Origin of the sequence: Fodinicola acaciae, from assembly GCF_010993745.1 — a bacterium.
GTDB lineage: Bacteria > Actinomycetota > Actinomycetes > Mycobacteriales > HKI-0501 > Fodinicola > Fodinicola acaciae.
Genome location: NZ_WOTN01000004.1, coordinates 584,281 through 604,873 on the forward strand (window position 1 = coordinate 584,281; position 20,593 = coordinate 604,873).

The following is a 20,593-nucleotide window of genomic DNA, read 5'->3' on the forward strand; positions in this document are numbered from 1 at the left end:
GAAGACGCAATCGGATTCCGATTCCCGCGTCCGCGGCGGGTTAGGAGGAGGAGCGGGGCATCTGGCCGGCGACATCGCGCGAGGCGCCGAGCGCGACCTGCGGGTTGATCGAGCCCAGCAGCTTTTCCAGCGCGTACTCCACGTCGGACTTCCACGACACGGCCGTCCGCAGCTCGAGCCGCAGCCGCGGCCACCGCGGATGTGGACGTACGGTCTTGAAGCCGACCGAGAGCAGGAAGTCGGCCGGCACGACACAGCTCGGACCGTCCCACTTCAAGTCGGCGAAGGCCTCGATCGCCTTCAGTCCGCGCTTGGTCAGGTCCTTGGCCACACCCTGGATCAGCATCCGGCCGAGGCCGCCGCTGGCAAACTCCGGCAGCACGGTCGCGGTCATCAGCAGGGCCGCGTCCGGGCTCACCGGGCTGGTCGGAAAGGCGACCGACCGCGGCACGTACGCCGGCGGCGCGTACATCACATAGCCGGCCGGCACGCCGTCAACGTAGACGAGCTTGCCGCACGACCCCCAGTCAAGCAGCGTCGCGGAGACCCACGACTCCTTCTCGAACGCGGTGTCGCCGCTCTCGATCGCGCGATCGCGGCTGACCGGATCCAGCTCCCAGAACACGCATTTGCGGCACTGTCCGGGAAGATCCTCCAGCGTGTCGAGCGTCAGGTTGACCAGGCGTCGGGACATCGTTGGCCCGTCCTCCCCCCAACGGATGTAACCACTGTCACCAAGATCGTACGGCCAGCACGGCGAGCAGGGAATACGGGCTAGTCGCGGACGGTAAACTTCGTGGTCAGCCGACAGTTATGGAGGACCGGTTTTGAGCACCGGCGACGGCACCACACTCGACGACTACACCGATCGCTATTCGGCCGCGCTGCGCGGCATGACGCCGTCGGAGATCCGAGCTCTGTTCTCGGTCGCCAACCGGCCGGAGGTCGTCTCGCTGGCCGGCGGCATGCCGTACGTGGAGGCCCTGCCGCTGCAGTCGATCGCCGGTCTGGTCAGCGAGGTTGTCGCTTCGCAGGGTGCGGTCGCGCTGCAGTACGGCGTCGGCCAGGGGCTGCTGGAGCTGCGCGAGCTGATCTGCGAGGTGATGGACCTCGAGGACATCGCCGCCTCCGCCGAGGACATCGTGGTGACCACCGGTTCGCAGCAGGCCCTGGACATGGTGTCGCGGGTCTTTCTCGACCCCGGTGACGTGGTGCTCGCCGAGGGTCCGTCGTACGTCGGCGCGCTCGGCACCTTCCAGGCGGCGCAGGCCGAGGTCGTGCATGTGGAGATGGACGACGACGGCCTGGTGCCGGCGCGGTTACGCGCGACCCTCGAGCAACTGCGCAAAGCCGGCCGGCGCGCCAAGTTTCTTTACACCGTGCCAAATTTTCACAATCCGGCCGGCGTGACGCTGACCGAGGCGCGGCGCGACGAGGTGATCGCACTGGCCGAGGAATACGACCTGCTGGTGGTGGAGGACAACCCTTACGGCCTGCTCGGCTTCGAGGCGAGTCCGGGCCGGGCACTGCGGTCGCGCTCAGAATCGCGCGTCATCTATCTCGGCTCGTTTTCCAAGACCTTCGCCGCCGGCCTGCGGGTCGGCTGGGTCCTCGCGCCGCACGCCGTACGCGACAAGCTGACCATGGTGAGCGAGGCGCAGGTGCTCTCGCCGTCCAACCTGACCCAGAAGGTCGTCGCCGAATACCTGCTCAAGTATCCGTGGCGCGACCAGGTGAAGGTGTTTCGCGAGGTCTATCGCGAGCGCCGCGACGCGATGCTGCACGCGCTCGACCTGCACATGCCGGCCGGCGTCCGGTGGACCCGTCCGGCCGGCGGTTTCTACGTCTGGCTGACTCTGCCGGAAGGCTGGGACGCCAAGGCGATGGTGCCGCGCGCGCTCACCCACAAGGTGGCCTATGTGCCAGGCATCGGCTTTTACGCGGACGGCGACGGAGTCCGCCAGATGCGGCTGTCGTACTGTTATCCGCCACCGGAACGGATCATCGAGGGTGTCCGCCGGCTGGCCGGAGTGATCGGAGAGGAGGCCGAGCTGCGCGAGACGTTTGGTCCCGTGCTCGGTCAGGCGCCGGCGCGTACGGACGGCCGGACCCACTCGCGGGGCACCGAGGCCCCCGATCCTGGCACGGTCTAGGGGGAGCGCGATGCATGCCATGGTGTTGGCCGGCGGCCTTTCGTACGAGCGAGACGTGTCGCTGCGGTCCGGCCGCCGGGTCGCCGACGCGCTGCGCCGCGCGGGCGTCGAGACGACGATCGCCGACGCGGACGCCAACCTGCTCGCCGCGCTGCACGACACGCAGCCGGACGCCGTCTACATCGCTCTGCACGGCGCGCCAGGGGAGGACGGTGCTCTGCGCGCGGTCCTCGACGCTGCCGACGTGCCGTACGTGGGTGCCGGCGCGGCCGAGTCGCGACTGGCGTGGGACAAGCCGGTCGCCAAGACACTGCTGCGGCGCGCCGGCATCGACACACCTGACTGGATGGCGCTGCCGCACGAGACCTTCCGCGAGCTCGGCGCCGCCGCCGTTCTCGAGCGCGTAGTGAAGAGCGTCGGCATGCCGCTGATGGTGAAGCCGGTCAACGGCGGCTCGGGCCTCGGCGCGACGCCGGTCTTCGACGCGGCCGACCTGCCGTCGGCGATGATGTCGTGCTTCGCGTACGGCGGCACCGCGCTGCTGGAGCGCTTCGTCGCCGGCATCGACGTGGCGGTCACCGTGATCGACCTCGGCGACGGGCCGCGAGCGCTGCCGGCGGTGGAGATCGAGCCCGCGGACGGCGTCTACGACTACGTCGCGCGCTACACCGCCGGCGTCACCCGCTGGCACACCCCGCCGCGGCTCGCTCCAGAGGTGGCTCAGCAGGTCGCCGAAGTCGCACTGCAGGCGCACACCGCGCTCGGTATTCGGGACCTGTCCAGAGTCGACACGTTGGTCGATCCGGACGGCCGCGCCCACGTCCTCGAGGTGAGCGTGTCGCCGGGGATGACCGAGACCTCGCTGACCCCGATGGCGATCGCCGCCGCTGACCTCGACCTCGGCGAGGTCTGCCGCACGCTCATCGAGCGCGCCGCCACTCGCTAGCGACCCACTCGCGAAACGTACGAGCCGGCCGGCCGAGGACGCGCGGCACGTCTTCGGACAGCGCCTCGTTGCCGCCGGCGCGTACGAGCTGATAGCCGCGTACGGCAACCTCGACCACGTCCGCCGGCACACCAGCGGCGAGCATCGGTTCGCGCGGATCGAGCACGTCGACGATCGGGATCTGCCGGCCAAGCTCCTCGGAAAGCACGGCCACCATGTCCGGCACGCTGATCGCCTCCGGTCCTGTCAACGTCAACGCCATGCCGTCGTACGCCTCAGTGCGAAGTGCCCGCACGGCCACCTCCGCGATGTCGCGCGGATCGATGACTGCCTGCCGGCCGTCGCCTGTCATGTTTGGCACCGGCTGGCCGGCGTGGATCGCCGGCAGCCACTGCAGCGCGTTGCTCGCGAACCAGGTCGGTCGCAACGCGACCCAAGGTGCGCCTCGATCGCGCAGCGCGCGCTCGCCGGGCGCATGCCAGTCCGACGGCGAGCCGACAGAGCCGCCAACGGCCGACAGCTTCACGACCTTGCGGGCGCCGGCTGCTTCGATCATCGCCCGGTCGTGCTCGGCGACCGCACCACCAGGCGCTGTCGCCAGGAAGATGGCGTCCACACCGTCGACCGCTTTGCGCAGTGACTCGGCATCGGTGAAGTCGGCGCGTACGACGTCGTCTCCGGCGAGGCGGCGACTCATCGCGCGTACGGGCTGGCCGGCAGCCCTGAGCTGTCGCAGGACTTCGCTTCCAATGGTGCCGCTGGCACCTGTCACCAGGATCATGCGGCGATCGTCGCAACGACCGGGTCGCGCCTGATAGGAACTTCCGGCATAGCCTGGTCCGGTGAGCCTGGACGAGTGGTTCGACCGGATCGATCTGACGTCGTACGCCGGCGGGCCGTTGATCCATCCACCCGATCCGGCGACCGAGATCGTGTGGCGGCTGGCGGTCGATCGGCCGACGGCCGCCTTCGTCCGTGGGCCGCGCACGCACGCGTCGTACTTCGCCGGCAAGGAAATCCCGGCCTGCCTTCGGCTCCGGTTCCGGCGTGGTGCCGCCGCGGCGCTCTTCGGCGTACGCGCCGATCGCCTCACCAATCGCACCCTGCCGATCAGCGTGGCGACCGACGATCCGGACGTCTTCCTCGAGCACCTCGAGCGGCGCCTGCCGAGCGCGCCGGATGTGGGTCTGGTGGAGCTCGCCACCGATCGGCTCTCCGCCGGCCAGTCGGTGGCCGCCACGGCGGCGGCCGTCGGAGTGAGCGAGCGACACCTCCGCGATCTCTTCGCGGAGACGATCGGCGTCTCGCCGAAGCGATACGCCGGACTCAGCCGGCTCCGTGCCGTGCTCGCCGCTGATGGCTCATGGTCCACGCGCGCGAGCGAGGCCGGCTATTACGACCAGTCGCACATGGCTGCGCACTTTCGTGAGCTGATGCGCGTGACTCCTGGCGCGTACGCGGCCGGAAAGCTGCCGACAACCGCGTGCTGACAGGCCGATTCTGACGAGGTCAGGCCCGTTTCGCGCCGGTCGCGTCAGCCAAAACGCTCTCAGAATCGCGCAGGAACACGATTCTCCTGGGGTTTTGGCCGGCCGAGATTACGAGGCTTCGGACTCCGCGGCGCCTGAAGCGGCATCCGGATAGGGTCGGCGCGGCTCTCGTACACCGCCATCGGCGTCGCTGACCCACACCGTGACGCGTCCCCAGCGGCTCAGCCGGCTGCCGGCCGCAGGGACCTGGTCGACCACGCGACCGTTCAACACGGGAGTGGGGCTGTCGGGATTGGGGCCCTCGAGCAGGACGCCGACGTCGTGTCCGGCCAGCCACGCCTCGAGTGCTTGCTGACCACGAAAATCCGGCACTACCACTGGAAGCTCATCCATCTGGCATCACCCTCTTCAAATGCTATCCGGCAATCCCCGGAAAAGCATCGAGCGCGCGCCTAGCAGCAGGCGCGCGCTCGGAGGAGGAGTGGATCAGTCGGAGCCGCGTCCGTCGATCCCCATCACCCCGGCGATCCGCTCGAGGTCGTCCACCGACGCGAACTCGATGGTGATCTTGCCTTTGCGGCGGCCGAGGTCGATCTTCACGCGGGTGTCGAACTGGTCGGAGAGCCGGTCGGCGAGCTCGTTCAGCGCGGGGGACTGCGGCTGCTTCCGCCGCTGCACCGGCGTGCGCTTCTGGGTCGGTCCTTCGGCCTGCGCGAGTGCGACCAGCTCCTCCGTCGCGCGTACCGACAGGCCTTCGGCGACGATCCGGTGCGCCAGTTCGTCCTGCTTCTCGTGGTCGTCGAGGGCGAGGAGCGCGCGGGCGTGACCGGCCGAGAGCACACGGGCAGCGACGCGGCGCTGGACGGTCGCCGGCAGGCTCAGCAACCGAATGGTGTTGGAGATCTGCGGACGGCTGCGGCCGAGGCGCTGGCCGAGCTCCTCGTGCGTCACGCCAAACTCGGCGAGCAGCTGCTGGTACGCCGCCGCCTCTTCCAGCGGGTTGAGATCGCTGCGGTGAATGTTTTCCAGCAGGGCGTCGCGAAGCATCAGGTCGTCGCCAAGCTCGCGTACGATCGCCGGGATCTTCTCCAGGCCTGCGGCGGTCGACGCGCGCCACCGCCGCTCACCCATGATCAGCTCATAGCGGTCCGGCGCGGTCTCACGTACGACCACCGGCTGCAGCACGCCGACCTCGAGGATGGACGCCTTCAGCTCCTCGAGCGCCTCCTCGTCGAAGGCAGTCCGTGGCTGCTTCGGGTTGGGGTGGATCGAGCTGACCGCGACCTCGCGCAGCGTGGCGCCTGGCACCGGCTCGAGGTCCTCGATGGCGGGGCTGGCCGCTTCCTCGACGATCCGCGCCGCCGGCGTCGACGGCTGCTGATCCTCCGGTGCGCTGGTGGGAATCAGCGCACCGAGACCGCGGCCGAGGCCACCTCGTTTCGACTTCACCGGATCCCCCGCTCGGCGAGCTCCTTCGCGGCGGCCAGATAACTAGTGGCGCCGCGCGAGCCCGGGTCGTACGTCAACACCGACTGGCCGTAACCCGGTGCCTCGGAAACCTTGACGCTGCGGGGGATGACCGAGGTGAGGACGGTGTCCTTGAAATACTCGCGCACCTCGTTGGCGACCTGATCGGCCAGCTTGGTCCGCGCGTCGTACATGGTGAGCAGGATCGTCGACACGCGGATCTTCGGGTTGAGATGCGCCTTGATCAGGTCGATGTTGTTGAGCAGTTGGCCGAGCCCTTCCAACGCGTAGTACTCGCACTGGATCGGGATCAGCACCTCCTCGGCGGCGACCATCGCGTTGACGGTCAGCAGGCCGAGCGACGGGGGACAGTCGACCAATACGTAGTCGACCTCCTCCGGATACGCCTCGATCGCCTTCTGTAGCCGCGACTCGCGAGCCACCAGTGAAACCAACTCGATCTCGGCGCCGGCGAGGTCTATGGTCGCCGGCACGCACTTGAGGTTGGGCATCCCCTCGACGGTCTGCGCGACCTCTTTGAGGGTCGACTCGTTGATCAGCGCGTCATACACGCTCGGCGTGCCGGCACGGTGGTCCACGTCGAGACCGGTGGAGGCGTTTCCCTGCGGATCCAGGTCGATGACGAGGACCTCGAGGCCGCTCATCGCCAGTGCCATTCCGAGGTTGACCGCGGTGGTCGTCTTGCCGACGCCACCCTTCTGGTTGGCGACGCAGATCGTACGGCGGCGCGGCGGTCGAGGGAGAGACGTTGGGTGCAGCACGTCCACCGCACGCTTGGCCTCCTTGGCGATCGGCAGGTCGTCCTCGCGTGTTTCACGTGAAACATCGTCGCCAGACGTCGATGTTTCACGTGAAACAGTGGCCTCCAGGGCCTGCCTGATCCGCCGCTGACTCTCGTCGTCACTGCCGCTCGGCGCATGTCTGCCGTCAGAGGGTCCGCTCGTCGTCATGGCTCCCACCGAGGTCTCCGAATCGTTGAGTCGCTCATCGAGCCCCGCCGAACTGAGCCAACCGACGGGTGACGGGTCGAAATCACGCGCCGGACCCGCACTCCTATTCAACCAGCCGACCGGACCCGGCTCAGCGGCCGGAGGTGCCTTGGTCTTCCGCTTCTTGCTCACAGTCCCCCCTCAACGGCGCCCCTTGTTGGTCATCCGGTTTCCCCTGCCGGATGGAGCGCCTTGGTTCTTGCGTACCACCACTACGGTCGCAGGCTCGTCCACCACGCCCGCACCGCACCGCACAGTTCGCGTTTCACCGCCGCCGCGTTTTTGGATCGCCGCGCGATGCGTCTCCAACTCGACCTCCGCCGAGGAGCCCTTCATCGCCAGCAACTCGCCTCCTGGCCGCACCAGTGGGAGGCACCACCGCGCCAGCTTGTCGAGCGGTGCAACCGCTCGAGCCGTCACCACGTCCGCGCTGAGCTTTCCGGCCTGTTCTTCGGCGCGACCGCGTACGACCCGGACGTTGTCCAGGCCGAGACCGTCCACCGCCTCGATGAGAAAAGTGACTCGCCGCTCCAGCGGCTCCAGGAGAGTCACCCTCAGATCGGCTCGCGCCACCGCGAGCACCAGGCCCGGCAGCCCAGCTCCCGAGCCAACGTCGATCACAGTCGAGTCAGCCGCCAGCAACTCGGCGACGACCGCGCAGTTCAGTACGTGCCGTGGCCAGATGCGCTCCGCTTCGCGCGGACCGATCAGCCCTCGCTCGATGCCGGGACCGACCAGCCAGCCGACCAGCTCTTGCGCAAGCGGCAGCCGGCCACCGAAGACGGTGTGCGCGGCTGCCGCGAATTCGTCCGGGGGTGCGTGCCCCATCAGCGCTCTGAGGTCACTTTTGGAGACGCACCACCACGCGCCGCTGCGGCTCTTCGCCTTCGGACTCGCTGAACACGCCGTCCTGGTCCGCGATCGCGTCGTGCACGACCTTGCGCTCGAACGGGTTCATCGCGTCCAGCCGTACGTCTTCCGAGGACTGCCGCGCGCGCTCGACCGCCTTCGTCGCGATCTCGACGAGCTGCGCACGCCGCCGCTCGCGATAGCCGCCGACATCCAGCATCAGCCGGCTGCGTACGCCGGTCTGCTGCACGACCGCGAGCCGGGTCAGCTCCTGCAGCGCGTCCAGTGTCGCTCCACCGGGACCGATCAACGACTGTAGGCCACGGCCGACCACCGCCACCACCGCGCGGTCGCCTTCCACGTCCATGTCGAGGTCGCCGTCGTAGTCCACGATGTCCAGCAGCTGCTCGATGTAGTCGGCAGCGATGTCACCCTCGCGGACCAGCAGTTCCGAACGGCTCAGCCCGCTCTTGCTCTCGGCCTGGCCGGCGCCGTCCTCCGCTTCCGCGGTCTCCACCGTCGACGCTTCTTCGGTCACTACGCGCTCCACTTCTCCCGCTCACTTCCGGCGGACTGATGGCCGCAAAGGCCTCGCCGCCGCTCAAGTCTCTGGTGGACCAGGGTAAGCCCGCGCCACGGAGCCGCCCCGGCGGTCCCGTGGCCGGCCTGCTATTTGGTCCTGCTGGCGTCCGGCTTGGCCGGGCTGTCGGTCGGCCGGCCATCGCGGCGCCCGGACGAGCCCTGCTGCTTTCCGCCGGAGCCGCGCCCGTTCTGCCGGTTGCCGGCGGCCGGCTGGTTGATCGACGCGCGGCGCGCGGACGGCTGGCCCTTGCCCTTGGGTCCGCTGCCTTTCTTGGCCGGCGTCGCCGGCTTCGCGTCGTCGCCCTTGTCCAGCGACACGTCCGCCTTGCGTACGGCCGCGGCCGGCTGCGCCGGTCGGCCACCCTTCTTCGGGTTGACCGGCTTCGCGCCGGGCTTCGGCGCCAGCTGCTGGCCGACCGACGGCTTGTCGTCCTCAGCCTTCTTGGCGCCGTCCTTCGCGGCCGCGCCGGCCGGCGGGTGCTTGTGCAGCACGTAGAACTGCTGGCCCATGGAGAACAGGTTCTGGGTGACCCAGTAGACGACCACACCGATCGGGAACAGCGAGCCGGAGACCAGCAGCGACAGCGGGATGCCATAGAGCATCAGCTTCTGGATCATCGCCTGCTGCGGATCGGCGGTCGCGGCCGTACGCGCGATCATCTGCCGCTGCGTGATGTACGTCGTCGCGACCATGATCGCGATCAGGCAGCCAGCGACCACCTTCACCACGACACCGTTGGCGTTGAGCGCCGTCAGCACGTCTGCGTTGGAGTTGAACTGCGCCGCGATCGGTGCGCCGAAAAGGGTCGCGTGGGACGCGCCCTGGAACTGGTCCAACGTCCAGCCGTACTGACTCGGCCAGATCTTCCAGTTGACCGAGTCGATCGGGTTGATGCCACGCAACACGTGGAAAAGTCCGAGGAACACCGGGATCTGCAGCAGCAGCGGCAGGCAACCCATCAGCGGGTTGGCCTTCTCCCGCCGATAGAGCTCCATCATCTCGCGCTGCAGCGTCTCGCGGTCGTTCTTGTATTTCTTCTGCAGCTCCTTCACCTGCGGCTGCAGTGCCTGCATGGCCCGCTGCGACTTGATCTGCTTCATGAAGACCGGGAACAGGATCACCCGCACGGTGATCACCAGGAACACGATTGCCAGCACCCAGGCGAGTCCGCTCTGCGGGCCCAACACGACCGCCCACAGGCTGTGCCATTTGAGCAGGATCCACGAGATCGCGATGTAGATCCAGTTCAGATTGATCACCGGGTTGCTCCAGAGAATCTCGTTATGCGACGCGAGTGCCGCTCGGGGACCGGGTCATATCCACCCGGATGGAACGGATGGCAGCGCAGCAGCCGCCAGGCGGCCAGGGCCAGCCCGCGCCACGCGCCGTGGACACGCAACGCCTCGACGGCGTACGCGCTGCAGGTCGGATAGAACCGGCACCGCGGCGGCAACCCGGGACTTATCCATCGACGGTACGCCTGCACGGGAAGGATCAGCAGCCGCGCCGGCCAACTGCCGGGACGGGCACCGTGGTCGTGCGACGGCGTGCTCATGTGACCGTACGTTTCAACAAACTGCGCAAGGCCGAGTCCAGGTCGGCGCCGAGCACCGCGGACGACGTGTCCTTCGCCGCCGGCAACGCCCGTACGACCAGGTCGGAACCGGCAGGCAACAGCTCGAGCCGGTCGCGCACGAGGTGCCGCAGCTGGCGCTGCACGCGGTGGCGTACCACCGACGACCCGACGGCCTTGGAAACCACGAAACCGGCCCGGCGTACGCCGGAACCGGTTCCTACCGTCAGGTGTGCGACCAGGGTGCGCCGACCGGTCCGCCGGCCAGCCCGGACGACCCGGGTGAACTCGTCGCGGCTGCGCAGCCGCGCGGCCGCCGGCAACACGGCGACCGTCAGGCCGACAGCTTCTTGCGACCCTTGAGCCGGCGCGCCGCGAGGATCGCGCGGCCCGCGCGGGTGCTCATCCGCAGCCGGAAGCCGTGGGTGCGGGCACGGCGGCGGTTGTGCGGCTGGAAGGTGCGCTTGCTCACGTCGATATCTCCGTTACGGCTGGTGCGGTCATCTCACGGTCGTGACGTCCGGGGTGCCTGCCCACGACACGTCCGGTTCGTACCGGAAACCGCCGTTGGCTGCTCCGCCTGCCGGACGTCCTCGGTGCACTCGGTCTTGCCTTGGCGCACACAAAACTGGCCGGCACACGGCCATAGTCTCAAACAGACTACTGACGTGACCCGCGAGCGGTCAAACACACCCCTCGCATGACACGCCGGTCTGCCTGTCAGCAAAGATATCCCAAGCCTGTGGACAACGCCTTGTACGGCCCCGCCGCGCGCTGTTAGCGTGCTCGTCCTCGGCGGTTGGCCACATACCAGTGGTTGCGAGCGCGCGATCCGCTCGGGTGGGGAATGATCAACACGGTCTGGCTGACCTGCGCGGGAGGGGCATTCGGCGCGGCACCGGACCATCTAAGGGGGCGATGGGGACGTGACGGCGCAACAGCCCGTCCAGCCGGCTGGCCGGCGGTCATCCGACGCGTACACAGGGTGTGGAAATCGATGTGGACAACCGGGCCGGCAAACCCGTTTCCGGTGCCGCGCGTGTCGGGGACCAGCTGGGAAGGAGCACGCCGGTGGCTGATGACGACAAGCCCAACCTCGACGTCATCTGGGGGGAGACCACCGCTGGACTCGGCGGCGAGTCGCTCGGGGCCCAGCAGCGCGCATGGCTGCGGCTGACCCGGCCGCTCGCGCTGGTCGAGGACACCGCGATCGTCGCCGCGCCCAACCAGTTCGCCAAAGAGATGATCGAGCAGCGGCTGCGTCCGCTCATCGCCAAGGCGCTGTCCGAGCGGATCGGCCGGTCGGTCGGTGTCGCGGTGACGGTCCTGCCCGAGGACGCGCCGGTGTCGCCGGCGCCGGCCGCCGAGGCGGTCATCGCCGATGGTCCGGCCACCGACGGCTACACCTATTCAGAAGTCATCTCCACGACCAGCCGGCCGATCGCCGAGCCGCCGCCTGGACCGTCTGCTCCGGAGCCGCCGGTCGGGCGGCCGCATCTCGACGGCACCCCGGCCGCGCCCGGTCTCGGTGGTCCGGCGCCGGTCGGCAACCGCGCGCACGTCGAGCCGGCACGGCTCAACCCGAAATACATCTTCGACTCGTTCGTGATCGGCTCGAGCAACCGCTTCGCGCACGCCGCCGCCATCGCGGTCGCCGAGGCGCCGGCCAAGGCGTACAACCCGCTGTTCATCTACGGCGGTTCCGGTCTCGGCAAGACCCATCTGCTGCACGCGATCGGCCATTACGCCCAGCGGCTCGGCCACGCCAAGTCGGTCCGGTACGTGTCCACCGAGGAGTTCACCAACGAGTTCATCAACTCGTTGCGCGACGACAAGGCGCAGATCTTCCAGCGCCGCTATCGCGACGTGGACATCCTGCTGGTCGACGACATCCAGTTCCTCGAGCGCGCCGAGCGTACGCAGGAGGAGTTCTTCCACACCTTCAACACGCTGCACAACGCCAACAAGCAGATCGTGATCTCCTCCGACCGGTCGCCGAAGCAGCTGGCGACGCTGGAGGAGCGGCTGCGTACGCGCTTCGAGTGGGGCCTGCTCACCGACATCCAGCCGCCGGACCTCGAGACGCGCATCGCGATCCTGCGGAAGAAGGCCGCTCAGGAACGGCTCGCCGCGCCGCCGGAGGTGCTGGAGTTCATCGCCAGCAAGATCGCCAGCAACATCCGCGAGCTGGAAGGCGCGCTGATCCGGATCACCGCCTTCGCCAGCCTCAACCGGCAGGAGGTCGACACCGGCCTCGCCGAGGTGGTGCTGCGCGACCTCATCCCGGCCGACGGCGGACCGGAGATCACCGCGACGCAGATCATGGGGGCCACCGCCGAGTACTTCGGCGTGACGATCGACGACCTGTGTGGCCAGTCGCGCAGCCGCGTACTGGTCAACGCGCGCCAGGTCGCCATGTATCTCTGCCGCGAGCTGACCGACCTGTCGCTGCCGAAGATCGGCCAGTCGTTCGGCAACCGCGACCACACCACGGTCATGCACGCTGACAAGAAGATCCGCCAGCACATGGCCGAGCGGCGTGCGCTCTACAACCAGATCGCCGAGCTGACCAACCGCATCAAACAGCGGGCCCAGCAGTGAGCCGCGTACGCACCGGAGACGTCCACAGCCAGAGTGCACAGCCTGGGGATAACTCTGGGGATAACGGTGGATGGACGTGGACAACGGATGAACAACGGTCGGTTGTCGACAGGCCGTTCACCGATTCGCCCGCTGTCCCCACCGGACGTCCACATGGCCATTTTGGCGCTGACCTGGAAATACGGCCGTCGTCCACGGTTTCCACAAGTGCGAAGACGTCTACGAACTATCTATCTCGAGGACTTCTTCACAGCGCTTCGCTTCGGCCCGATCTGGGGACAACGGCCAGACAGCGCCGAAAAACGGATGATCCGGCCGTGATTCCGGTCCCGGTGAACCGTCCGTTTCGGCGGACGTGCACACTGACGAATCGAAAAGCATCTCCAGGAGGGCCTCGATGAAATTCCGGGTCGAGCGTGAGGCGCTCGCGGACGCGGTCGCGTGGACGGCCAAGAGCCTGCCGGCCCGACCGCCGGTTCCGGTGCTGGCCGGCGTGTTGCTGACCGCTGACGCCGACAGGCTGATGGTCTCGGGTTTCGACTACGAGGTCTCCACTCAGGTTGGCATCGACGTCTCGAGCGACGAGGCCGGCAAGGTGTTGGTGTCCGGCCGGTTGCTGGCCGAGATCACCCGCGCACTGCCCGCGCATCCGGTGCAGGTCGTCGTCGAAGGCGCCAAGGCCGAGATCACCTGCGGCAGCGCCCGGTTCACCTTGCCGACCATGCCGGTCGAGGACTATCCGACGCTGCCGTCCATGCCCACCGTCGCCGGCACGTTGAACGGCGCGACCTTCGCAAACGCGGTGCATCAGGTCGCCATCGCGGCGGGTCGCGACGACACGTTGCCGATGCTCACCGGCGTACGCCTCGAGCTGGAAAGCGACCGCGTCACGCTGGCGGCGACCGACCGCTATCGGCTGGCCGTACGCGAGCTGACCTGGCATCCGGGCTCGTCGGACGTGTCCACGACCGCGCTGGTGCCGGCGCGTACGCTCTCCGACACCGCCAAGGCGCTGGCGAGTGCCGACGAGGTGCAGCTCGCGCTTTCGCAGCCGGAGACCGGCGAGGGCATCATCGGTTTCGCCGGTGCCGATCGCCGCTCGACGACCCGCCTGCTCGACGCGGAGTTCGTGAAATACCGCTCGTTGCTGCCGGACAGCTTCGCGGCTCGAGCGACCGTCCCGACCGCCACGCTGACCGAGGTGATCAAGCGCGTGGCGCTGGTCGCCGAGCGCAACACGCCGATCCGCCTGTCGTTCACCAAGGACGAGCTGACCGCGGAGGCCGGTGGCAGCGACGACGCGCGCGCGTCGGAGACCACGGAGGCCACATACGACGGCGACGAGATGACCGTCGCGTTCAACCCGGCGTATCTGCTCGACGGCCTCAACGCGATCGAGTCCGACACGGCCGTGTTGTCGTTCACCGCGCCACAGAAACCTGCGGTCATCACCGGCGCGGACGAGAATGGGTCCGACAAGGTCGACTACCGCTACGTGTTGATGCCGGTGCGCCTGACCGGCTGAGGCCCGGAGCACACAACATCAACCGTGCCTGCTCGAGGTGCGGGTCAGGGGAGCGATAACGCATGCAGCTCGGCATGATCGGTCTCGGCCGGATGGGTGGCAACATGGCCGCCCGGCTGAAGAAGGCGGGCCACACCGTCATCGGCTATGACCGCGACCCGAAGGTGTCCGACACCGAGAGCCTCGCGGACCTGGTCGGCAAGCTCGAGGCGCCTCGAGCGATCTGGGTGATGGTGCCGGCCGGCAAGATCACCGCCGGCGTGATCGACGAGCTGGGCAGCTTGCTGTCCGCCGGCGACGTGGTGATCGACGGCGGCAACTCCAAGTGGCTCGATGACGCCAAACATGCCGAGCAGTTGGCCGCCAACGGCATCGAGTTCGTGGACTGTGGTGTGTCCGGCGGCGTGTGGGGCCAGCAGTACGGCTATGGCCTGATGGCCGGCGGTGACGCGAAAAACGTCGAGCGGCTGATGCCGATCTTCGACGCGCTGCGGCCGGAAGGCCCGCGTGAGGAGGGCTTCGTCCACGCGGGCGGCGTCGGTGCCGGTCATTACGCGAAGATGGTGCACAACGGCATCGAATATGGCCTGATGCAGGCATACGCGGAAGGCTTCGAGCTGCTCGAGGCGTCGTCGGTGACCACCGACAACGTGCCGAAGATCTTCAAGGCGTGGACCCGCGGCACGGTCGTACGCTCGTGGCTGCTCGACCTGATGGTGCGCGCGCTCGAGTCCGACGACGATCTTTCCGAGATCAAGGGCTATGCCGACGACTCCGGCGAGGGCCGGTGGACGGTCGAGCAGGCGATCGAAAACGCCGTACCGATGCCGGTCATCTCCGCCGCGCTGTTCGCGCGTTTTTCCTCCAGGCAGCCCGATTCTCCGGCGATGAAGGCGGTCGCCGCGCTGCGCAACCAGTTTGGCGGACACGCCATCCTGCCGGAGAGCGGCGGCTGACGTTTCACGGGAAACATCGGACGTACGATCGAAGGAACGCTCCGGTCAGCGGTGAGGGGGTCAGGCACTCGTGCGCGTACGGCATCTGAGCCTGGTCGACTTCCGCAGCTATCCGACCGCGGAAGTGCCGATCGATCCCGGTCCGAGCGTCTTCGTCGGTCCCAACGGCCAGGGCAAGACCAACCTGATGGAAGCCATCGGCTATGTGGCGACCCTCGGCAGTCACCGGGTCGGCACGGATGCGCCGATGGTGCGGTCCGGCGCGTCTCGAGCGGTGATCCGCGCGGCGATCGTACGCGACGACCGCGAGCTGCTGACCGAGCTGGAGATCGTGCCGGGCCGAGCCAACCGCGCGAAGCTCAACCGCACGCAGGTGCGTCCTCGGGAGGTCCTTGGCGCATTACGCATGGTGATGTTCGCGCCGGAGGACCTGTCGCTCGTACGCGGCGATCCCTCCGACCGCCGGCGCTATCTGGACGAGCTGCTGGTCGCGCGGACGCCTCGCTATGCCGGCGTACGTGCCGACTATGAGCGCGTACTCAAACAGCGAAACGCGCTGCTCAAGACCGCTGGCATGGCCCGCCGCGCGGGATCGGCCGGTGACCTGCGGACGCTGGACGTGTGGGACAACCACCTGGCCGTCCATGGCGCCGAGCTGCTCGCCGGCCGGCTCGAGCTGGTCAGGGCGGTGCAGCCGTTCGTCGCGAAGGGTTACGACGCGGTGAGTCAGGGCGCCGGTCCGGCGACCGTGACCTACCGGTGCTCGGCGCTCGAGGAAGGTGAGTCGGTCGACGAGCTGGCCGCGCAGAAGGACGTGTTGACCACGCGGTTGTTGACGGCGCTGGCCAAGGCGCGGCAGTCCGAGGTGGAGCGTGGCATCACACTGGTCGGTCCGCATCGCGACGACCTGGTGCTGCAGCTCGGTGACCTGCCGGCGAAGGGCTATGCCAGCCACGGCGAGTCGTGGTCGTACGCGCTGGCGTTGCAGCTCGCCGCGTACGATCTGCTCAGCGCCGACGGCGGCCAGCCGATGCTGATCCTGGACGACGTGTTCGCCGAGCTGGACGCCGGTCGCCGCGACCGGCTGGCCGAACTGGTCGCGCCGGCCGAGCAGGTGCTGGTCACCGCGGCCGTGCCTGGCGACGTACCGGCAAACCTGCAGGGTGCGCGCTATGAGGTGTCCGCTGGTGAGGTGCGCCGTGTCTGACGACGAGCTGTCCTTCGAGGAGCCGGCCGGACCGGAGCTGGCACGCGCGGCGCTCGAGGCGGCTCGCGGTCGCAATTCAAGCAAGTCGAAAAAACGACGTAGCGTTTTGTCGACAAATCCACAATTGCGACGCTCCGGATATACCTCCGCTGGTCCCGATCCGCGCGATCCGCAGCCGTTCGGACGGCTGCTGCGTCGGCTGGTTTCCGAGCGTGGCTGGGAAAAACCGGCCGCCGAGGGCCAGGTGATCGGCAACTGGGACAAGGTGGTCGGTCCGGACATCGCCGCCCACTGCACGCCGGTCAGCCTGCGCGACGGCATGCTGACGCTGCAGGCCGAGTCGACCGCGTGGGCCACGCAGCTGCGGCTGCTGACGCCGAAGATCCTCGGCATCCTGGCGAAGGAGATCGGCTCCGGCGTGGTCACCAAGCTGGCCGTGCACGGTCCGGCGGCGCCGTCGTGGAAGAAGGGTCCGCGTACGGTCCGCGGCCGCGGTCCTCGAGACACCTACGGCTGATTGTCACGCGGCCCAGCCGGCCGACCACTAACTGGTGTGCCTACCAGAGGAGGTCGCATGGCCGACCCACCGCAGACAGCGCGGATCGGACGAGATCCAGACGCATTCGAGGATTTCTATCGCCAGCACGTCGACGCGATCAGCCGTTTCGTCGCGCGCCGCGTCGACGACCCGTACTTGGCGGCCGACCTGACCGTCGAGGTTTTCGTCGCCGCTATCGAGGCCGCACGAAAACCGATCACGATCCGGGGATCGGCCATCGGCTGGTTGTACGGCGTCGCACGTAACGTCATGGCCGCCGAACGCCGGCGGCAGGTGCGCGAACAACGGGCGGTACGCCGGCTGGCCGGACACGCCATGGTCGGCGAGGACGATGCCGCACGGTTGACCGAAAAGATCGACGCCGAGGCGCATGCGCGCGCTCTTTACCTTGCTATGGACGGATTGTCCGACGCCGAGCGTGCCGTGCTCGAGCTGGTGGCGTTGGACGGTCTGGCCGTACAGGAGGCCGCCGAGGTGCTCGGCATCCGTCCGGCCGCGGCGCGCAAACGACTTCAACGAGCACGGCAGCGCGTACAGGTGCGGTTGCCGTCTTCTCTCGCTCTTTCGGAGGTTTTCTCATGACCACCACTTTCGAGGAACGCGCTTTGGTCGCGTTGAAGGAAATCGTCACCGAGCCGTCGCCGCGGCGTCGCCATGGCCGCAAGATCGCCGCGATCGGTGCCGCAACGGCCGCGCTCGCCGCCGGCGTCTTCGCGGCTTCGATCGCGTCGGCACCGAGCCCCGCCTTTGCGGTGAAATCAAACAACGACGGCACGGTCACCGTGACGGTCCACTCGTGGACGGACGCCGCGGGCCTCGAGCGTGAGCTCGGAAAGCGCGGAGTGCCGACGGTGGCGGCATACGTGCCGGCGCACAAGCAATGCCGACCCGGTTGGTACAAGCCGATCGCCCTTGAGCGATTCCACAAGGTGCTCAAGCGAGCCGACGAAGGCCCTGACGGCGTTACTTTCGTTATCGACAAAAGCGTCCTGCGAAAAGGTGAGACACTGATCCTCGAGGCGGCTGCTCCGACGCAACCCTATGTCGGCAAGGACGGGAACACGTACGTCGATCCGGGGCCGGGCTATTCCGTCGCGTCGGGGCCGGTCGGCAAGTGCGTACTCATTGATCTCCAGCCAGGCAAGTAGTTCCTCAGTCGAGGACTTCAGGGTCTTCGCATTCGAAATAGGTCTCGACCGTCTCGAGCCTGGAATAGAGCGCGATCACCTGTTTGAGGGTCAGCGGCGCCGGCGGACCGTTGCCGATCTGGATCGTCAGCGCCGGCCGGTGCACGCTGATGGTCAGTTTGTTGTCGCCTTCGATGATCCACGTACGCAGCGCTTCCATCTTGTCCCCTCGGTTTCGCAGGTCTGCGGACAACCGCTACCTTGACAGCCAGTTACCGGAGGTACACGTTTATTCACCCGATGCATACGTCGATGGAGGCTGGCCGTGACCGAGCCGGACGGGGTCGTCAGCTCCGGGACCGTACGGTCCCGCCAGGTGTCCGCGGAGCTGCGCCGGCTGCGGCGGACTGCCGGGTTCACGTCCGTACAGGTGGCACGTGAACTCGGCATGTCGCAAAGCAAGATCAGCCGGATCGAGACCGGCCGGTGCGGCCTTGAGCTCGAGGAAGTCGTGTTGCTGCTCGGCCATTACAGCTGTCCGCGCGGCAAACGTACCGAGATCATCGACCTGGTCCGCAAAGCCGCCGACCCCGGCCTCATCGAGTCACACGTCGGCCGTCTGCCAGACCAGTGGCAGGCATTCATCGAACACGAAGCACGCGCGACGGCGTTGTGGAGCTATCAACCGCTGTGGATTCCGGGCTTGCTTCAGACCGCGGACTACGCCCGTGCTGTGATCGCCGGCGCCAATGAGCGCCCGTTACCCGAGAAAGATGTCGAAACGCGGGTGGCGGCGCGACTCGCGAGGCAGGCGATCCTGCGTCGACCGTTGCCGCCGGAGCTTCACTTTCTCCTCTTTGAGCCGGCATTGCGCGTCCCGGTCGGCGGTCGACAGGTTCTCGGGACCCAGCTGTGGCACCTGGCGCAGATCGCTCGGCGACCGCGTGTCCACATCCGGGTCGTGCCGCTTGCCGTCGGAGCACATCCTGGCCTCGAGGGTCCGTTCGTGATCATGGCCTTCGAGGCGAGTCCAACCTTGGTACATCTGGAAAATCGCGTGCTGAGCGCATTTCTCGAGAAGGAGGGCGAGATCGCGAGCTATAGGCTGGCGTGGGATCGAATCGCGGCCAAGGCCCTGTCCGCCGAGCGTTCGGTGGAGGTGATCCGGCGAGTTGCCGCGCAACTGACCAGCCGCACGGAGGAGTGACGATGACCGATGCTGATCTTTCTGTGTCTCAGTGGCGAAAAAGCACTCGCAGCGGCAGTTCGAGCGACTGCGTCGAGGTGGGACAGGGTGAGCAGGTGATCGGCGTACGCGACTCCAAGAATCCGACCGCCGGCACGCTCGCCGTCGCCGCGTCCGCCTGGTCGGCGTTCCTCACCATGTTGACCACCTCGCGTTAGACCGCCACCCGACCTCGAACCGGCATTGCCACCCTTGGTAGCATAGCCACCGTGACGGCAAACGCGTACGACTCGACGGCCGATGGCTCAGAGGTGCCGATCGGCGACATCCGCCAGGTCATCGACCTGGTCCGGCGGCTCGCGTCGCTGCAACGGTCCCATCGTCCGTACGCCATCGAGGTCAACATGCAGGATCTGCTGAGCATCGACTTGGGTTCGACCAACACCGACGCGCCGCCAGGCATGGGTCGCGTACGCAAGGTCAGCGTGTCGCTGCCGGAAAACCTGATCGCGACCCTGCAGCAGCGGCTCGGCAAGGGCGAGTTCAGCCAGTACGTCACCGAGTCGGTCGCTCGCCAGCTTCAGTTCGACCTGCTGGCCGAGCTTGCCGACGAGCTGGACGAAAAGTACGGCCCGGTGCCGGAGGAGCTGGTCGAGGAGGCGCTCGCCGAATGGCCGGACGCAAAGTAGGTGTCGGCGGGACGCTCGTGTTCGACAGCGAGGGTCTGGCCAAGCTGGCCGCCAACGACCTGCGCGCTCGAGCGCATCTGGAAGGTGCGCGGCGGCGCGGCGCGCAGCTGGCGGTCAGCGTGGTCACGCTGACCGAGGTGTTGCGCGGCGGTCCTCGAGACGCGCGGGTCCACCGGCTCCTGCGTGGCACGGGCATCGCCGCCGTGCCGGTGAGCGCCGAGCTCGGCCGTGCGGCCGGCGAGTTGCTGGGTCGCACCGGCATGTCCGGCCACCGCTGTGCGATCGACGCGATCGTGGCGGCGACCGCACTGAGGATGCCGCGTCCGGTCGCGGTGCTGACCAGCGATCCAGACGATCTCGGCCGGCTGGTCGAGGAGCCGGCGTGTCCGAAGGACCTGCGGGTCGCCGTGGTGAAGGTGTGACGACACGCCGTGGCGTGAACGGCGCCTGGACCTCAGATGTCCCAACCGTCACGAGGCAGGCGAGAGCGTTTCTGTCGCCGTGAGCGTGTGGGGGGATGCGCGAGAGGGCTCTCAAGCCGGCTGAGAGGACATTAGGGGGTGGCAATGCACTGCCTTATGTCGCGGAAGCGGTATCATCGACGTAGTACATCGGCGTAAGAGTGCCTCACTCGGCCGCAGACGCGTTCCATCCAAGATCGCGAAGCGGCCG

At 67.9% G+C, this 20,593-nt stretch carries 26 protein-coding genes; 14 read left to right on the top strand and 12 right to left on the bottom strand.

The features are described 5' to 3' along the window. Positions 1 to 40: 40 nt before the first annotated feature. Entirely contained in the window at positions 41 to 694 is a 654-nt protein-coding gene (locus tag GNX95_RS38170; RefSeq protein ID WP_163512654.1) for a GNAT family N-acetyltransferase, read from the bottom strand. A 133-nt stretch (positions 695 to 827) separates the two neighbouring features. Here GNX95_RS38170 and GNX95_RS38175 point away from each other — a divergent pair, with 133 nt between their 5' ends. Further along, positions 828 to 2,153, top strand: a complete 1,326-nt coding sequence (locus GNX95_RS38175; protein WP_222854253.1) for an aminotransferase-like domain-containing protein — start codon at positions 828 to 830, stop codon at positions 2,151 to 2,153. Positions 2,154 to 2,163: 10 nt separating this feature from the next. After that, complete coding sequence (locus tag GNX95_RS38180; RefSeq protein WP_163512655.1) at positions 2,164 to 3,099, top strand: D-alanine--D-alanine ligase family protein; 936 nt, start codon at positions 2,164 to 2,166, stop codon at positions 3,097 to 3,099. Here GNX95_RS38180 and GNX95_RS38185 read toward each other — a convergent pair. After that, positions 3,074 to 3,880: an NAD(P)H-binding protein gene (locus tag GNX95_RS38185; protein WP_163512656.1), complete on the bottom strand. Its 807-nt coding sequence runs from the start codon at positions 3,878 to 3,880 to the stop codon at positions 3,074 to 3,076. The genes GNX95_RS38180 and GNX95_RS38185 overlap by 26 nt on opposite strands. 61 nt (positions 3,881 to 3,941) lie before the next feature. Here GNX95_RS38185 and GNX95_RS38190 point away from each other — a divergent pair, with 61 nt between their 5' ends. After that, complete coding sequence (locus GNX95_RS38190; protein WP_163512657.1) at positions 3,942 to 4,589, top strand: helix-turn-helix domain-containing protein; 648 nt, start codon at positions 3,942 to 3,944, stop codon at positions 4,587 to 4,589. 108 nt (positions 4,590 to 4,697) lie between these two features. Here the strand turns inward: GNX95_RS38190 and GNX95_RS38195 are convergent, their stop codons facing one another. From GNX95_RS38195 to rpmH, 9 genes are all read right to left on the bottom strand, one after another. Continuing rightward, positions 4,698 to 4,982 carry a PASTA domain-containing protein gene (locus GNX95_RS38195; RefSeq protein ID WP_163512658.1) on the bottom strand — a complete coding sequence of 95 codons (285 nt, stop codon included), beginning with the start codon at positions 4,980 to 4,982 and terminating at the stop codon, positions 4,698 to 4,700. A gap of 93 nt (positions 4,983 to 5,075) precedes the next feature. Beyond that, positions 5,076 to 6,038, bottom strand: coding sequence for a ParB/RepB/Spo0J family partition protein (locus GNX95_RS38200; RefSeq protein WP_163512659.1), 963 nt, complete (start codon positions 6,036 to 6,038; stop codon positions 5,076 to 5,078). Beyond that, on the bottom strand, positions 6,035 to 7,027 hold the full coding sequence (locus GNX95_RS38205; protein ID WP_163512660.1) for a ParA family protein: 993 nt from the start codon (positions 7,025 to 7,027) through the stop codon (positions 6,035 to 6,037). Before GNX95_RS38205 ends, GNX95_RS38200 begins: the two co-directional genes overlap by 4 nt. 180 nt (positions 7,028 to 7,207) lie before the next feature. Continuing rightward, positions 7,208 to 7,894, bottom strand: coding sequence for a 16S rRNA (guanine(527)-N(7))-methyltransferase RsmG (rsmG, locus tag GNX95_RS38210; protein ID WP_163512661.1), 687 nt, complete (start codon positions 7,892 to 7,894; stop codon positions 7,208 to 7,210). A 13-nt stretch (positions 7,895 to 7,907) separates the two neighbouring features. Further along, positions 7,908 to 8,453 carry a Jag family protein gene (locus tag GNX95_RS38215; protein ID WP_425483943.1) on the bottom strand — a complete coding sequence of 182 codons (546 nt, stop codon included), beginning with the start codon at positions 8,451 to 8,453 and terminating at the stop codon, positions 7,908 to 7,910. 131 nt (positions 8,454 to 8,584) lie between these two features. Continuing rightward, entirely contained in the window at positions 8,585 to 9,757 is a 1,173-nt protein-coding gene (gene yidC / locus GNX95_RS38220) for a membrane protein insertase YidC (RefSeq protein WP_163512662.1), read from the bottom strand. After that, entirely contained in the window at positions 9,754 to 10,053 is a 300-nt protein-coding gene (gene yidD / locus GNX95_RS38225) for a membrane protein insertion efficiency factor YidD (protein WP_163512663.1), read from the bottom strand. Before yidD ends, yidC begins: the two co-directional genes overlap by 4 nt. Further along, entirely contained in the window at positions 10,050 to 10,397 is a 348-nt protein-coding gene (rnpA, locus tag GNX95_RS38230) for a ribonuclease P protein component (protein ID WP_163512664.1), read from the bottom strand. The genes yidD and rnpA overlap by 4 nt, the downstream gene beginning before the upstream one ends. An 8-nt stretch (positions 10,398 to 10,405) precedes the next feature. Continuing rightward, positions 10,406 to 10,549, bottom strand: coding sequence for a 50S ribosomal protein L34 (gene rpmH, locus GNX95_RS38235; protein WP_222854358.1), 144 nt, complete (start codon positions 10,547 to 10,549; stop codon positions 10,406 to 10,408). Between the two features lie 626 nt (positions 10,550 to 11,175). Between rpmH and dnaA the strand changes: the two genes are divergently transcribed. The 7 genes from dnaA (at position 11,176) to GNX95_RS38270 (ending at position 18,067) form a co-directional block, all read left to right on the top strand. Further along, positions 11,176 to 12,672 carry a chromosomal replication initiator protein DnaA gene (gene dnaA / locus GNX95_RS38240; RefSeq protein ID WP_343035100.1) on the top strand — a complete coding sequence of 499 codons (1,497 nt, stop codon included), beginning with the start codon at positions 11,176 to 11,178 and terminating at the stop codon, positions 12,670 to 12,672. Positions 12,673 to 13,069: 397 nt separating this feature from the next. Then, positions 13,070 to 14,197 (top strand): DNA polymerase III subunit beta, encoded by a 1,128-nt coding sequence (gene dnaN / locus GNX95_RS38245; protein WP_163512667.1) that lies wholly within the window; start codon positions 13,070 to 13,072, stop codon positions 14,195 to 14,197. 62 nt (positions 14,198 to 14,259) lie between these two features. After that, entirely contained in the window at positions 14,260 to 15,153 is an 894-nt protein-coding gene (gene gnd, locus GNX95_RS38250) for a phosphogluconate dehydrogenase (NAD(+)-dependent, decarboxylating) (protein WP_163512668.1), read from the top strand. Between the two features lie 70 nt (positions 15,154 to 15,223). Beyond that, the gene (gene recF, locus GNX95_RS38255) at positions 15,224 to 16,360 is read left to right on the top strand and encodes a DNA replication/repair protein RecF (RefSeq protein WP_163512669.1); all 1,137 of its coding nucleotides are present in this window, start codon (positions 15,224 to 15,226) and stop codon (positions 16,358 to 16,360) included. After that, entirely contained in the window at positions 16,353 to 16,877 is a 525-nt protein-coding gene (locus tag GNX95_RS38260) for a DciA family protein (RefSeq protein ID WP_246281914.1), read from the top strand. Before recF ends, GNX95_RS38260 begins: the two co-directional genes overlap by 8 nt. A 57-nt stretch (positions 16,878 to 16,934) precedes the next feature. Continuing rightward, a complete protein-coding gene (locus GNX95_RS38265) occupies positions 16,935 to 17,501 on the top strand; it encodes an RNA polymerase sigma factor (RefSeq protein WP_163512671.1) in 567 nt (188 codons plus the stop codon). Continuing rightward, positions 17,498 to 18,067, top strand: coding sequence for a hypothetical protein (locus GNX95_RS38270; RefSeq protein WP_163512672.1), 570 nt, complete (start codon positions 17,498 to 17,500; stop codon positions 18,065 to 18,067). The genes GNX95_RS38265 and GNX95_RS38270 overlap by 4 nt, the downstream gene beginning before the upstream one ends. A gap of 4 nt (positions 18,068 to 18,071) precedes the next feature. Here the strand turns inward: GNX95_RS38270 and GNX95_RS38275 are convergent, their stop codons facing one another. Then, positions 18,072 to 18,266, bottom strand: a complete 195-nt coding sequence (locus tag GNX95_RS38275; RefSeq protein ID WP_163512673.1) for a hypothetical protein — start codon at positions 18,264 to 18,266, stop codon at positions 18,072 to 18,074. A gap of 156 nt (positions 18,267 to 18,422) precedes the next feature. On the opposite strand from GNX95_RS38275, the gene GNX95_RS38280 reads away from it, so the two are divergent. Genes GNX95_RS38280 through GNX95_RS38295 form a run of 4 tightly spaced genes read left to right on the top strand, consistent with a single transcriptional unit; the run spans position 18,423 to position 20,343 of the window. Next, positions 18,423 to 19,253, top strand: coding sequence for a helix-turn-helix domain-containing protein (locus tag GNX95_RS38280; RefSeq protein WP_163512674.1), 831 nt, complete (start codon positions 18,423 to 18,425; stop codon positions 19,251 to 19,253). Positions 19,254 to 19,255: 2 nt separating this feature from the next. Further along, entirely contained in the window at positions 19,256 to 19,450 is a 195-nt protein-coding gene (locus tag GNX95_RS38285) for a DUF397 domain-containing protein (RefSeq protein WP_163512675.1), read from the top strand. 51 nt (positions 19,451 to 19,501) lie between these two features. Beyond that, positions 19,502 to 19,921, top strand: coding sequence for a hypothetical protein (locus tag GNX95_RS38290; RefSeq protein ID WP_163512676.1), 420 nt, complete (start codon positions 19,502 to 19,504; stop codon positions 19,919 to 19,921). Then, positions 19,903 to 20,343, top strand: a complete 441-nt coding sequence (locus GNX95_RS38295; protein ID WP_222854254.1) for a type II toxin-antitoxin system VapC family toxin — start codon at positions 19,903 to 19,905, stop codon at positions 20,341 to 20,343. Before GNX95_RS38290 ends, GNX95_RS38295 begins: the two co-directional genes overlap by 19 nt. The last annotated feature ends 250 nt before the right edge of the window (positions 20,344 to 20,593 follow it).